The sequence below is a fragment of the Microbacterium sp. NPDC055988 genome (assembly GCF_042269505.1).
In the GTDB taxonomy this organism is placed as follows: Bacteria; Actinomycetota; Actinomycetes; order Actinomycetales; family Microbacteriaceae; genus Microbacterium.
In genome coordinates this window covers 2,759,530-2,773,340 of the sequence record NZ_JBHJXY010000001.1, presented here as the reverse complement: position 1 = coordinate 2,773,340, position 13,811 = coordinate 2,759,530, and the positions used below count along the sequence as shown (strand labels likewise).

General features: G+C 68.4%; 11 protein-coding genes. 5 read left to right on the top strand and 6 right to left on the bottom strand.

Features of this window, described 5'->3' with window-relative positions:
- Nucleotides 1-35: 35 nt before the first annotated feature.
- Both ACFC14_RS13200 and ACFC14_RS13195 read right to left on the bottom strand, forming a co-directional pair.
- Nucleotides 36-1,061 carry an aldo/keto reductase gene (locus ACFC14_RS13200; protein ID WP_376105223.1) on the bottom strand — a complete coding sequence of 342 codons (1,026 nt, stop codon included), beginning with the start codon at nucleotides 1,059-1,061 and terminating at the stop codon, nucleotides 36-38.
- Nucleotides 1,062-1,280: 219 nt separating this feature from the next.
- Entirely contained in the window at nucleotides 1,281-3,557 is a 2,277-nt protein-coding gene (locus tag ACFC14_RS13195) for a polyribonucleotide nucleotidyltransferase (protein ID WP_376105220.1), read from the bottom strand.
- A gap of 360 nt (nucleotides 3,558-3,917) precedes the next feature.
- On the opposite strand from ACFC14_RS13195, the gene ACFC14_RS13190 reads away from it, so the two are divergent.
- Entirely contained in the window at nucleotides 3,918-5,228 is a 1,311-nt protein-coding gene (locus ACFC14_RS13190; protein WP_376105217.1) for a UDP-glucose dehydrogenase family protein, read from the top strand.
- 16 nt (nucleotides 5,229-5,244) lie between these two features.
- On the opposite strand, the gene ACFC14_RS13185 is transcribed toward ACFC14_RS13190, so the two are convergent.
- Nucleotides 5,245-7,185: a GDSL-type esterase/lipase family protein gene (locus tag ACFC14_RS13185; RefSeq protein ID WP_376105214.1), complete on the bottom strand. Its 1,941-nt coding sequence runs from the start codon at nucleotides 7,183-7,185 to the stop codon at nucleotides 5,245-5,247.
- A gap of 140 nt (nucleotides 7,186-7,325) precedes the next feature.
- Between ACFC14_RS13185 and ACFC14_RS13180 the strand changes: the two genes are divergently transcribed.
- Together ACFC14_RS13180 and ACFC14_RS13175 are read left to right on the top strand one after the other, a co-directional pair.
- On the top strand, nucleotides 7,326-7,910 hold the full coding sequence (locus ACFC14_RS13180) for a DedA family protein (protein ID WP_376105211.1): 585 nt from the start codon (nucleotides 7,326-7,328) through the stop codon (nucleotides 7,908-7,910).
- A gap of 31 nt (nucleotides 7,911-7,941) precedes the next feature.
- Nucleotides 7,942-8,118 carry a DUF5302 domain-containing protein gene (locus ACFC14_RS13175; RefSeq protein ID WP_017830923.1) on the top strand — a complete coding sequence of 59 codons (177 nt, stop codon included), beginning with the start codon at nucleotides 7,942-7,944 and terminating at the stop codon, nucleotides 8,116-8,118.
- A gap of 56 nt (nucleotides 8,119-8,174) precedes the next feature.
- On the opposite strand, the gene ACFC14_RS13170 is transcribed toward ACFC14_RS13175, so the two are convergent.
- Nucleotides 8,175-9,611, bottom strand: a complete 1,437-nt coding sequence (locus ACFC14_RS13170; protein ID WP_376105206.1) for a cation:dicarboxylate symporter family transporter — start codon at nucleotides 9,609-9,611, stop codon at nucleotides 8,175-8,177.
- A gap of 144 nt (nucleotides 9,612-9,755) precedes the next feature.
- On the opposite strand from ACFC14_RS13170, the gene ACFC14_RS13165 reads away from it, so the two are divergent.
- Together ACFC14_RS13165 and ACFC14_RS13160 are read left to right on the top strand one after the other, a co-directional pair.
- Nucleotides 9,756-11,045, top strand: coding sequence for an ATP-binding protein (locus ACFC14_RS13165; RefSeq protein WP_376105203.1), 1,290 nt, complete (start codon nucleotides 9,756-9,758; stop codon nucleotides 11,043-11,045).
- Nucleotides 11,042-11,767 carry a response regulator gene (locus ACFC14_RS13160; protein WP_376105200.1) on the top strand — a complete coding sequence of 242 codons (726 nt, stop codon included), beginning with the start codon at nucleotides 11,042-11,044 and terminating at the stop codon, nucleotides 11,765-11,767. Before ACFC14_RS13165 ends, ACFC14_RS13160 begins: the two co-directional genes overlap by 4 nt.
- A gap of 132 nt (nucleotides 11,768-11,899) precedes the next feature.
- Here the strand turns inward: ACFC14_RS13160 and ACFC14_RS13155 are convergent, their stop codons facing one another.
- Entirely contained in the window at nucleotides 11,900-12,544 is a 645-nt protein-coding gene (locus ACFC14_RS13155; RefSeq protein ID WP_376105197.1) for an FMN reductase, read from the bottom strand.
- 1 nt (nucleotide 12,545) lies between these two features.
- A complete protein-coding gene (locus tag ACFC14_RS13150) occupies nucleotides 12,546-13,772 on the bottom strand; it encodes an LLM class flavin-dependent oxidoreductase (protein WP_376105194.1) in 1,227 nt (408 codons plus the stop codon).
- Nucleotides 13,773-13,811: the final 39 nt, after the last annotated feature.

Genomic DNA, 13,811 nt, shown 5'->3' with positions numbered 1-13,811 from the left:
CTCCCTCCCACCCTATGTCACGGGCGGGACGATGCTCAGTTGCCGGCCCGGGTCAACTCGGCGACGTGGCTCCGCGAGAGCGAGACTCCCGCACCCTGCATGAGCTCGTCGACGTGATCGGTCGCGAACGTGTTCACGATCGGTGCCGCGACCGTGCGCTGGGCGAGCAACCAGGCAACCGAGACCGCTGCAACGGGAACGGCCAGCTCTTCGGCCACCTGGTCGAGCGCGCGCAGGATCTTGGTCCCCCGCCGATTCAGGTGCCCACGCAGCTGCTCGCCGCGCACACCACGCGAGGTGAGCGCCTTGTTGCGGTGACGCCCTGAGAGGAAGCCGTGCTCGAGGGCATGCGACGGAGTGACCGCGAGGTTCTGCGCGCCGGCGACGAGGCGCAGGTCTCCCTCGAACGGCTGACGACGGATGAGGTTGTACGGCGCATCGATCACCTGGATGCGCGGGTAACCGGCCGAGGCGAGGATCCGCGCCTCGACCAGGCGCTCCGGTGACAGGCCGAAGGCTCCGAGCGCACCCACCTTCCCCGCGTCCGACAGCCATTCGACGGTCGCCAGGGTGTCTTCGAGATTGGTCGTCGCGTCGAGCGTCGCGTCGAGGTACAGGACGTCGATGCGCTCGACGCCGAGCCGTGTGAGCGAGCCCTCGACAGCCCGCACGAGGTTGACGGAGCCCAGCCCGGGATTGTCGGCGTGGGCTCCGATGCGCACGCTCAGCACGGCACGATCACGTCGCCCGCGAGACCGCAGCCACTGGCCGATGATGTGCTCGCTGCGTCCGCCGGAGAATCCGTCGGCCGTGTGGATGGCGTTACCGCCGAACTCCAGATAGCGATCGAGAATGCCGTGGCTGGTCTCGAGGTCGACGTTCCATCCGAACTCGGCGGCACCCAGCATCAGAGGGAAGGTCTCGTAGCCGGTCTCGCCGAGCGGGACTCGGATGGTCTCCCCTATCCCCGGTCCGACGATGGGGATCGGGGCGGACGGGTGCTCGCCCTGCTGCTGGGCGCGATCAGTCGACGCACCTGCGCCTACGCTGAACAACCGCATACTCTCTCACCCCCGCGTCGATCGGTGCGTGCCGACCTGCGTACCTGCTGGATCTGCACCCCCCGGTGCGTACTTCGAGGGTAAGCGAATTCATCGAACGCCCTGACCAATCCGGGGAACGGCGCGGAAACGCCCGATAACGATTTGGTCACGCGGATACGACGGAACCCGGGCCCGTCCTCGACGGACAGACCCGGGTCCCGGTTTCGCAATTCGCGCTTACTCGGCGGCCGCGTCCTCTGCAGGAGCTGCCTCTGCGGCGGCGGCATCGTCGAGAACCGGCTCGAGCGAGAGCTTGCCGCGGTCGTCGATCTTCGTGATCTTGACGAGGATCTTCTGACCGACCGACAGCACGTCGTCGACGTTCTCCACACGCTTGCCACCGGCGAGCTTGCGCACCTCGGTGACGTGCAGCAGACCATCCTTGCCCGGGAGCAGCGAGATGAACGCACCGAATGTGGCGATCTTCACGACGGTGCCGAGGAACTGCTCCCCTACCTCCGGGTTGGTGGGGTTGGCGATCGCGTTGACCTGGGCGCGGGCGGCCTCGGCCGAGGGGCCGTCGGTCGCGCCGATGTAGACGGTGCCGTCCTCCTCGATGGAGATCTGCGCGCCGGTCTCGTCCTGGATCGCGTTGATCGTCTTGCCCTTCGGGCCGATCAGCTCACCGATCTTGTCGACCGGGATCTGCACACTGATGACGCGCGGCGCGGTGGGCGCCATCTCGTCAGGTGCGTCGATCGCGGCGTTCAGGACGTTGAGGATCGTGAGGCGAGCCTCGCGAGCCTGCGTCAGCGCGCCCGTGAGCACCGACGTCGGGATGCCGTCGAGCTTCGTGTCGAGCTGGATCGCCGTGACGAAGTCGCTCGTACCCGCCACCTTGAAGTCCATGTCGCCGAGAGCGTCTTCCGCACCGAGGATGTCGGTCAGCGCCGCGTAGCGGGTCTCGCCGTCCACCTCGTCGGAGACGAGGCCCATCGCGATACCGGCGACGGGGGCGCGCAGCGGCACACCCGCGTTCAGCAGGGACAGGGTCGACGCGCACACGGAGCCCATGGACGTCGAGCCGTTGGAGCTCAGCGCCTCGGACACCTGACGGATCGCGTACGGGAACTCCTCGCGGCTCGGCAGCACCGGCACGAGTGCGCGCTCGGCGAGGAAGCCGTGCCCGATCTCGCGACGCTTCGGCGAACCGACACGGCCGGTCTCACCGGTCGAGTAGGGCGGGAAGTTGTAGTGGTGCATGTAGCGCTTGCTCGTGACCGGCGACAGCGAGTCGATCTGCTGCTCCATCTTGAGCATGTTCAGCGTGGTGACACCCAGGATCTGGGTCTCGCCGCGCTGGAAGACCGCGGAGCCGTGCACGCGCGGGATGACCTGCACCTCGGCGTCGAGCGGGCGGATGTCCGCGAGCCCACGGCCGTCGATGCGAGCGCCCTCGGTGAGGATGCGACCACGGACGATCTTCTTGGTGACCGACTTGTACGCCGCAGAGAACTCGAGCGGAGCCGCAGCCGGGAGCGAGCCCGCCTCGGTGGCGTCGATGAGCTCGGCCTTGACTCGGTCCTTGATCGCGTCGTCAGCGGTCTGACGCTCGACCTTGTCGGCGATCTGGTAGACGCCGACGAGCTCGTCGTAGGAGCGGCCGGCGACGAAGTCGTAGACCTCCTGGCTGTACGCCGGGAACACCGGGTAGACGCCCGGCTCCTTCGACGCGGTCGCAGCGAGCTCGGCCTGAGCCTTGACGAGCTGAGCGATGAAGGGCTTCGAGGCCTCGAGGCCCTGGGCCACGATCTCTTCGTTCGGCTTGGTGGCGCCGGCCTTGATCAGGTTCCAGCTGCCCTCGGTCGCCTCGGCCTCGACCATCATGATGGCGACGTCTTCCGTGCCATCGGCCTTGGTCACCACGCGACCGGCGACGATCAGGTCGAACACGGCCTCCGAGACCTGCTCGGCGGTCGGGAATGCGACCCACTGGTCGTCGTTCTGGCCGTTGCCCGGGATGAACGCGAGGCGCACACCGGCGACGGGGCCCGAGAACGGAAGACCCGAGATCTGCGTGGACGCCGACGCGGCGTTGATCGCGAGAGCGTCGTAGAACTCACCGGGAGCGATCGACATGACGGTGATGACGACCTGGACCTCGTTGCGCAGGCCGTCGACGAACGACGGGCGCAGCGGACGGTCGATCAGACGGCAGACGAGGATCGCCTCGGTGGAGGGGCGGCCCTCGCGACGGAAGAACGAGCCGGGGATCTTGCCGGCGGCGTAGGAGCGCTCCTCGACGTCGACCGTCAGCGGGAAGAAGTCGAAGCCTTCGCGCGGGTGCTTGCCTGCGCTGGTGGCCGAGAGGAGCATGGTCTCGCCGTCGAGGTACGCGGCGACTGCGCCCTGAGCCTGCTGCGCGAGGCGGCCGGTCTCGAAGCGGATGGTGCGGGTGCCGAAGCGGCCGTTGTCGAGAACGGCCTCGGTGGCGGTGATTTCAGGACCTTCCAAGAGGTCTCTCCTTCTTTGTTTAGACTCGCGAGTCCATGTGACGCGCGAGCATGTTCAAAGGAGCGGAACGGAAGGGTTCGGGCGCGCGGGCATTCCCGCGAATGTCGCCTGCGCTGGCCACCAGTAGAAAGCCACCCGACACGTCCTGCCGAGGAACCCACCACAGGGGACCAGCTTCTCCGCCGCTCGCTCCATGAGTCGATATTCGATTGTGCGGTTGACACACGCCAACCGCCTCCACCCTACCAGCGCGTGCCACAAAACCCACGTCGTCCCCGATCGCGCAGCGGACATGCGCCGGCCACGGAACGTTCACCGGGCGGATGCCACTCCGTGGCGGGAGTCGGTTGTGCTGTGTCCATGCGCATGTCAGTGATCGGCTGCGGGTACCTCGGTGCCGTGCACGCCGCAGCCATGGCCTCCATCGGACACGACGTCGTCGGCATCGACGTCGACGAGCGGAAGGTGGCGGCGCTCGATGCAGGCTCCGCGCCGTTCTTCGAACCACAGCTGACCGAGCTGCTCACCAAGGGGCGGGAGTCCGGACGGCTCCGGTTCAGTGATCGGATGGCGGACGCCGCGGGCGCGAAGGTGCACTTCCTCGCTGTCGGGACGCCGCAGATCCCGGGCGGTCACGCCGCCGACCTCCGTTACGTCGACGCGGCGGTCGAGGGGCTTCTCCCCCACCTCCGTCCCGGCGACGTTGTCGCAGGCAAATCGACCGTTCCGGTCGGCACTGCCGCACGACTCGCGACCCGCATCGTCGACTCCGGCGCGACCCTCGTGTGGAACCCCGAATTCCTCCGCGAGGGCTGGGCCGTGCACGACACTCTGACACCGGACCGACTCGTCGTCGGCGCCGAACCGGACGCGGCCGGTGCACGCGCCGTCGAAGTGCTCCGCGAGGTCTATGCGGCGGCTGTGGAGACGGGGACGCCGTTCCTGGTCACCGACCTCGCCACGGCCGAACTCGTCAAGGGGGCCGCGAACGCGTTTCTCGCGACCAAGATCTCGTTCATCAACGCGATGGCGGAGATCGCCGAGGCCTCCGGCGCCGACGTGGCGCTGCTCGCCGACGCCCTCGGCCACGACTCGCGGATCGGTCGACGCTACCTCGGCGCCGGCATCGGCTTCGGCGGCGGGTGCCTGCCCAAGGACATCCGCGCGTTCGCCGCACGTGCGGAGGAGCTGGGTCGCGGTGAAGCGGTCGGCTTCCTCCACGAGGTGGACGCGATCAACGTCCGGCGCCGAGAGAGGGCGGTCCGACTCGTCGTCGACGCGCTGGGCGGGCTCGTGTTCGGACGTCGGATCGCTGTGCTCGGCGCCGCGTTCAAACCGTTCAGCGATGACATCCGCGACTCCCCGGCCCTTGACGTCGCTGTTCGCCTGCGCGGCCTCGGAGCAGATGTCGTTGTAACCGATCCCGCCGCGATGGAGAACGCCGCTGCCGCGCATCCGCAGCTGGGCTACGCGCGGGATCGCGACGATGCCCTTCGGGAGGCCGATGCGGTCGTCGTCGTCACCGAGTGGGACGAGTACCGTCGCGACCTCTCCCCCGCGCACGCCGGCGGTCTGGTCCGAGGAAGGGTCATCATCGACGGGCGCAACTGCCTCGACGCCGCAGCCTGGCGCGCAGCGGGCTGGCAGTATCACGGGATGGGCCGCCGCTGACCACCGGCCGAGAGGATCAGCCGACGTTCGCCCATCGCGTCGCGGACGAGCGCCCGAGATACACGTAGTCGTCATGCTTCGCGGTTCGACCATCGCCTGCCGCACGGCCATGCAGGCGACGCCAGACCCACGGCAGCGCATGCCGGCGCCACCACACGCCCGCGCCGATCGGCTCGTGCTCGTGCAGGGCGGCGTCGAGGACGCCCAATGCATCCGCATCGGGAACGCCCAGCATCTCTGCCGCGCGATAAGCGAGGAAACGGTGCCCCCGACTGCTCAGATGAACCAGATCCTCACCCCAGTTCGGCCGCTCGCCCAGCGAGGGGTGCAGATCCGTGTCGATCAGGATCGCTCCCGTGCGCGCCGCGACCCCCGTCATCGCCGTCGCGAATGCCGCGAACCGCCGTGCGTAGATCGCAGCCGCTCGACGACCCGGCAGGAAAGGAGTGACCAGCAGCACATCCGCACCGACCGCCCGGAGCCGCACGACGGTGTGCTCCAGCTCCGCGGCGAGCGCCGCGACGTCGACATGACTCTTCACCAGATCGTTCGCACCGATCAAGATCGACACGAGGTCAGGATGCAACTCGAGCGCACGCTCCAGCTGTCGACCGGACACATCGCTCACGCGCTTGGATCGGATCGCGAGATTCGCATAGTGCAGCCCGCCCTGTGCGGCGAGCAGCAGCGCGAGCCGATCGGCCCATCCGCGCAGAGCTCCGTCCGGGGCCGGATCACACAGGCCCTCCGTGAGCGAATCGCCCAGGGCGACGAAGCGGCGCCAGCGGCGTGCGGGGACAGGCGGCGGCGACTCGGGCCTCGCGCCACGGCGAGCGCGCGAAGACGCGTCCACCCGCTGCAGCCGCTGAGCCTCCTCGAAGTGGCCGAGCAGTTGCTCGCATACACTCGCCCAGCTGCGACTCTGCACCGCTTCTCGGCCGGCTTCGCCGAATGCACGCCGTTTGCGGGCATCACCTGCCAGATCGGCCACACGCATGCGCAGATCGCCGAGGTCACCGGGACGGTAAAGCCACCCGTCGACCCCCATGCGGACGAGATCGAGGGGTCCGCCGCGCCCGGTCGCGATCACCGGAACTCCGCTGGCGTGCGCTTCCTGCAGGGTCTGCCCGAACGTCTCGCTCTCTCCGGGGTGCACGAAGACGTCGAACGACGCCATGGCCGCGGCGAGCGCCGAGCCGGCGAGGTGGCCGAGGAACAGCGCGTTCGGGAGCAGCACCTCCAACCGGGCCCTGCTGGGGCCGTCTCCGACGATCACCAGCCGAGTACCCGGGATGTCGTGGAGCACGGCGAGGTCCTCGACCTGCTTCTCCGGAGCGAGGCGGCCGACGTAGCCGATCACGGTCTCGGCGTCCCACCCGGCACGCAGCGCAGCATCCCGACGACTCGGTTGGAAGCGTTCCGCGTCGACGCCCCTCCCCCAGCGGCGCACACGATCGACTCCCAGTCCGGCCAACTGCCGGGCGGAGTCCGCAGAGGGCGCGAGCGTCAACGTGGCTCGTCGGTGCAGTCGCGCGATGTGTGTCTGAGCGATTCCGGTGGCCGCGGCGACCCGATAGCGCTCCGTGTAGGCCGCAACGTCGGTCTGGTACGCGGCGACGCAGGCGACACCGATCCGCTCGGCGGCGAGCACCGCGCGCCATCCGAGTGCGAACGGCGAGGCGAGATGCACGACCTCGGGCTGGAACCGGCGCAGGGAGGAGGCGATGCGCGAGACTCCCGACGTGCCGACCCTGACGCTGTGATACCCCGGAAGCGCGAGACTCGGGATCGCCTCGATCTGCACACCGTGCACCTCCCCGGGCATTCCCGCGGCGGCGGGCGCGATCACGTGGGCGTCGTGCCCCTGTTGCTCGAGGTGTCGCAGGATCTGCAGCACAGACCCGGTGACGCCGTTCATGTGCGGAAGGAAGGACTCCGTGACGATCGCTACTCTCACAGCCTCAGGATGACCGAGCTCCGAGAGCGCACCTGTCGTAAACGGCCTGAGGCACCGGATGTTCACCGGATGCTGGGCGGCGGGTCACCGGCTATGTGCTCTTTGGTTGCCGTTCACCGTCCGCGGGCACAGTGAGCGACGTGTCGACGGATCTGCTCGCCGAAACCCTCACCGGCCCATGGAGCCTGGCGCTGATGAGCCTGCTCGTGGTCGGAGACGCCTTCTTCGTCGTCGTGCCGGGCGAGATCGCGGTGACCGCGCTCGGAGCGCTGGCCGTGACCACCGGATCCCCGCCGCTCTGGGCGGTCGTCGTCTGCGCCGCGGTGGCCGCGACCGTCGGCGACGCCTGCTGCTACCTGATCGGCAGGATCGTCGGCACCGATCGCTGGCGATGGATGCGGGCGCCTCGTGTGCAGCAGGCACTGGGATGGGCGCGGCGGCGCCTGGACGACGGGACGGCCACCGTGCTCTTCACCGCGCGATTCGTGCCCTTCGCGCGATTGGCGATCAACCTGGTCGCCGGGGCGTCGCGCATCCACCCGCCGCGGTACCTCGCGCTGGTCGCCGTGGCTGCGACCGGATGGGCGCTGTACCAGGCAGCGGTGGGCGCCCTGGTCGCCGCCATCGTTCCCGGCGGGCCGTTGGTCGCCGTCCCGATATCGATCGTCGTCGCGCTGGGTCTGGGCGTGCTGCTGGATCGCATCCTGCGCGGCACGAGAGGGTGACCCGCCGCGGCAGGTGCTCTAGGCTCGGGTCATGAGCACCGAAGAAGGCGCCTCCTCGTCTGAGGAGATGAAGCGCAAGTTCAAGGAAGCGCTCGAGAAGAAGAACGCGCACCACCGGCAGGGCGAGGCGCACCTGGATGGCGACTCCGCCGTGCACAGTGCGAACGCCCCGCAGACCCGGCGCGAGTTCCGACGCAAGAGCGGTTGACCGCGCGGATGCGGGAGCCCGTTCACTGCTGGCTCCCGCATCCCTCACTTCTTTCGTCAGCGTTCCGCGCGGGCCCTTGCCCGCTCCTGCTTCGCCGCCATCTCCGTCACGGCTGCGTCTCGCAGCTCCTGCACGTCCGCACCCTGAGGCGCGTCCGGATGCCCGTGCGCGTCGACGCCGTCGAGCAGCGACTCATCGAAGGGAAGTTCACCGCTCAGCACCCGACGCACGCGGTCGCGGTCGATCTGCTGGGTCCACGTGCCGATCAGGAGGGTCGCCACGGCGTTGCCGGTGAAGTTCGTCAGCGCGCGCCCCTCCGACATGAAGCGGTCGATGCCGACGATGACGCCCACCCCGTCGACGAGATCGGGGCGATAAGCCTGCAGACCTCCGGCGAGTGTCGCCAGTCCCGCACCGGTCACTCCGGCCGCTCCCTTGCTCGCGATGATCATGAACACCAGCAGTCCGATCTGCTCGCCGATCGACATCGGCTGCCCCATCCCGGTGGCGATGAAGAGGGAGGCCATCGTCAGGTAGATCGCGGTCCCGTCGAGGTTGAACGAGTATCCGGTCGGCACCGTGATGCCGACGACGGGCTTGGACACACCGACGAACTCCATCTTCGCGATGAGGCGAGGCAGCGCCGACTCCGATGACGATGTGCCGACGATCAGCAGGTACTCCCGTGCGAGGTACTTCATGAGGGCGAAGATGTTCACCCGCGTCACCGCCCACAGCATCACGCCGAGGATCACGACGATGAACAGGATGCAGGTGATGTAGAACGCGACCATCAGCGTCCCGAGACTCCAGATCGCCGCCACGCCGGTCTTACCCACCACGGCGGCGATCGCTCCGAACGCGCCGATGGGTGCGAGCCAGAGGATCATCCCGAGGATGCGGAAGACGAGCTTCTGCAGCTGCTTGACCGCCTCCATGATGGGGGCGCCGCGCTCACCTAGTCCCTGCAGCGCGAAACCGACGAGTAGTGCGATGAACAGCACCTGCAGCACGCTCTCTCCCGTGAAGGCGGAGAAGAATGTGGTCGGGATGATGCCGAGGATGAAGTCCTGCGTCGTCTTGGCCTGGGCCTCGACCGGGTCATAGGTCGAAGACGCCATGTCGAGCCCCGCACCCGGATGGATGAGGTTTCCGACGACGAGTCCGATCGCCAAGGCGAACGTCGACATCACCATGAAGTAGAGGAGAGCGAGGCCGCCGATCTTGCCGACCGTCGCCGCCTTGGCGATGGATCCGACGCCCACCACGATCGTGCAGAAGATGATCGGGGCGATCATCATCTTGATCAGTGCGACGAACCCCGTGCCCAGCGCCTCGAACCCTCGACCCACCTCCGGCCAGATGAGCCCCACCACTGCGCCGAGCACGACGGCGATCAGCACGGACACGTACAGCCAGGTGTGCCGGTCCCACGCGGGCTTCCCTCGTCGCCAGTTGAACTTCGGCAGTGCGAATCCTGTTGTGAGCGCCATGGCTTCCTCCTCGATCGTCGACGGCTTCGTCGGAATGGCGGCTTCTGCACCGCCGATCGGTTCTCACGGTGGTCCACCGCCCACCCCGATGCGATTTGTGGTCGTATTGGTCTCGACACCGACCATCGACGAGCGGAGGAAGCGATGCCGCACACCTCCGGACGCAGCATCGCCTCGCGTGTGTTCCTCGTCGTGCTCGGCGCGGCAGTGGTCATCGGCGCACTGGTGGCGGTGTTCCTCGTGGTCGAGGCGCAGCGCGCCATCCGTGCCGAAGCCGAGCGTGTGACCGCAGCGACAGCTGTCGCACTCGCGCATTCCCCCGCCGTCGTCGCCGGTCTGCAGGCGGAGGTCGATGACGAGGACGAGGCGGTCACCGCTGCGCTCGAACCATATGCCAGCGTCGTCGTCGAGGACGCAGATCTGGACTTCATCACGATCATGACGCCGGACGGCATCCGGATCACGCACCCCGACCTCACCCGGATCGGTGGACACTACCTCGGCACCATCCCGACGACAGCTCGCACGTTGACGGAAGAGTTCACCGGCACGCTCGGACGATCGGTTCGCACGATCGCGCCGGTGACCACATCCCGCGGAGAGCTCATCGGGTGGGTAGCCGCCGGCGTCACGACCGAATCGATCAGCGATACCCTGCTCCGACGACTGCCCCTCTCACTCGGCATCACCGTGGGACTGGTCGCGCTCGGTGCCGGCGGGGCCGTGATCGCTCGGCGGCTGACCCGGCGCATCGCCGGCGACCTTCCGCCGGGGCAGCTGCGGGATGCCGTGTCGTCGTACGAATCCATCCGGACGCTGGGCGAGGCGCTGCGCGCGCAGACCCACGAACACGGCAACCGGATGCACGCCGCGGTCGCGCTGCTGGAGCTCGGGCGCACAGCGGAGGCGATCGAGATCCTCACGGAGACGTCGCGCCAGAGTCAGTCGCTCGTCGATCAGGTGACCGCCCGCCGCCACGGGGACCCCGCCGTGGGCGCTCTCCTGCTCGGCAAGGCGTCCCAGGCGAAGGAGCGCGGCATCGATTGGCGCGTCCGCATCGAGCCGGACACACCGCGCACCCCGCTGTCACCCGTGGACGCCGTCTCGGTGCTCGGCAACCTCGTGGACAACGCGATGGACGCGGCAGCCGAGTCCGACGACAGGTGGGTGCAGGTGCTGCTGCGCCCGAGTGGCGACGGGGGCATCGTGCTGGACGTGGCCGACAGCGGCCCCGGCATACCGGAGTCGCTCCGCGAGCGGATCTTCGACCAGGGTTATTCCACGAAGCCCGCCGATGCGCAGGGACGCGGCGTGGGGCTGGCACTCGTGCGCTCCGTGGTCACGGGTGTCGGCGGTTCGGTCACGGTGAGCGACGACCCTACGATGTTCCGCGTCGTCCTCCCCGGCGCGCAGTCCCGGAGGTCGCAACCATGATCCGCACGCTGATCGTCGACGACGATGCCCTGACCCTCGAACTGCACCGGGACTACGTGGCCCGGCTCGACGGGTTCATCGTCGCGGGGGAATGCAGCAGTGCCCGCGCAGCGGTGCATGCCGTGCTGAAGCACCCCGGCGCAGACGCGTTCGACCTCGTTCTCCTCGACATCACCATGCCCGATGGCTCCGGGATCGACGTCCTGCGCGGGCTGCGCGCCCGTGCCGCCGCCACCGACGTGATCGCGATCACCGGCGTGCGCGATGCGGAGAGCGTCCGACAGATGGCGGCGCTGGGCGTGCACCAGTACCTCGTCAAGCCGTTCCCGTTCGCGGTGTTCCGGGAGCGGATGGAGCAGTACCGCGTTCATCGGGAACAAGCGCGATCGACCAGAGGCCAGGCCACGCAGGCGGAGATCGATGCGCTGCTCGGCCGTGCGACCGCAGCGATCCCACTCCCCAAAGGACTGTCGTCCACGTCGTTGGAGAGCGTCACGATGGAGCTGCGCGCGCACGGGCCGCTGTCGGCACGCGAAGCCGCTGATCGGCTCGGGCTCTCCCGTGTGGCGACCCGCCGGTACCTCGAGCACCTGACCGCCGAAGGAGTCGTCCTCCGAACCGCCCGTCGTGGCGCACGAGGCCGCCCCGAGACGGAGTATGCCTGGCGACAGGAAGCGGACGGAGTGGGCGACGGTGGACTCGTGGTGCCGGTGACGGACTGATCTTCGAGGACCGCTCCGACGCAGGGCGACGCCCGGCCGATCTGCAGGCCGGGATGTGACCTCCCCGAACGATGAAACGCGCCGCACGCCCGCTTCGGGCGTTCGGCGCGTTTCTGGTCGGAGGAAGGCGGATCACTCCCCGGCGAGACCGCCCAGCATGTGCCCGAAAGAGCGGCCTTCGCCCAGGTACGTCGCGGGATCGTAGGGGTCCACGACCGTCGTCGCTTCCTTTCGGGCGATCACATCAGCGAGTTCTCGCGCCCCCTTCTCCACGCGCTTGGCGAGCGGAGCGACATCGTCACCCGAGTCGCCCCAGTCACTCGATGCCGCGAACACGCCCGTCGAGACGGCCTCGGCGTGCAGATAGGCGAACAGCGGACGGATGGCATAGTCGATCGCCAGCGAATGCCGTGCGGTTCCCGCGTTCGCGCCGATCAGCACCGGCTTCCCCGTGAGCGCATCGGGGTCCAGCACGTCGATGAACGACTTGAACAGCCCCGAGTAGCTCGTCGAGAAGATCGGCGTGACGGCGATGAGCGCGTCGGCGGAGACCACCGTGTTGATCGCGGTCTCGAGCGCCTGGGGCGCGAACCCCGTGAGCATGTTGTTCGTGATGTCGTGCGCATAGTCGCGCAGTTCGATCACGTCGACGGTGGCTTCGATGTCGCGCTCCGCGAGGGCCTTCACCGTCTCTGCGGCCAGCCGATCGGCGAGCATCCTGGTGGACGACGGGTTCGAGAGCCCCGCCGCCACGACGGCGATACGACGCGAGGTCATCTCACGCCTCCTTCCGGCTGAGCCCGAACGCTGCCCCGGCGGGTGCCGGGCTGTCCTGGTAAGGCGAGTCGCCGGTGAGGTTGTCACCGCGGTTGGCGCCGGGGCGAGCCTGGCGCGTCGGACCGTCACCGAACTCGGCCTTGACCCGGGCGGCGTGGGTCGGTGCGTCCGGCACGGAGGACGGGCGGTCCTTCGCAAGCTCCTTGCGCAGCACCGGCACGACCTCGGACCCGAGGATGTCGAGCTGTTCCAGAACCGTCTTCAGCGGGAGACCGGCGTGGTCGATGAGGAAGAGCTGACGCTGGTAGTCGCCGTAGTGCTCGCGCATGCCGGCGTAGCGATCGATGACCTGCTGCGGTGAACCGACCGTCAGCGGCGTCATCTCGGTGAAGTCCTCCATGCTCGGCCCGTGACCGTACACCGGCGCATTGTCGAAGTACGGACGGAACTGGTTCACCGCGTCCTGCGACTTGGCTGCCATGAACACCTGACCACCGAGGCCGACGATCGCCTGCTCCCGAGTGCCGTGACCGTAGTGCTCGAAGCGCTGACGGTACAGCTCGATGAGCCGCTGGTAGTGCTCCTTCGGCCAGAAGATGTTGTTCGCGAAGAACCCGTCGCCGTAGTAGGCGGCCTGCTCCGCGATCTCCGGGGTGCGGATGGAGCCGTGCCACACGAAGGGCGCGATGCCGTCGAGGGGACGCGGCGTCGAGGTGAAGCCCTGCAGCGGGGTGCGGAACTTTCCTTCCCAATCGACGACGTCTTCGCGCCACAGCTTGTGCAGCAGCGCATAGTTCTCGATGGCGAGCGGGAGTCCCTGGCGGATGTCCTGACCGAACCAGGGGTAGACCGGTCCGGTGTTGCCGCGCCCGAGCATGAGGTCCATGCGCCCGTCGGACACATGCTGCAGCATCGCGTACTCCTCGGCGATGCGCACGGGGTCGTTCGTGGTGATGAGCGTCGTCGAGGTCGACACGATGAGGCGCTCGGTCTGCGCGGCCAGGGCCGCCAGGAAGGTCGTCGGGCTGGAGGACCAGAACGGCGGGTTGTGGTGCTCGCCGATCGCGAAGACGTCGAGGCCGACCTCTTCGGCGTGTACGGCGATGGCCGTGGTCGCCTTGATGCGCTCCTGCTCGCTGGGGGTGATGCCCGTGGTGGGATCGCGGGTGATGTCGCTGACCGACATGATGCCGAACTGCATCGCCTGCGCGCCTGACTGCTCGCTCATGATTGCTCCGTGTTCTCCGAACCGGATGACTCGCACCCG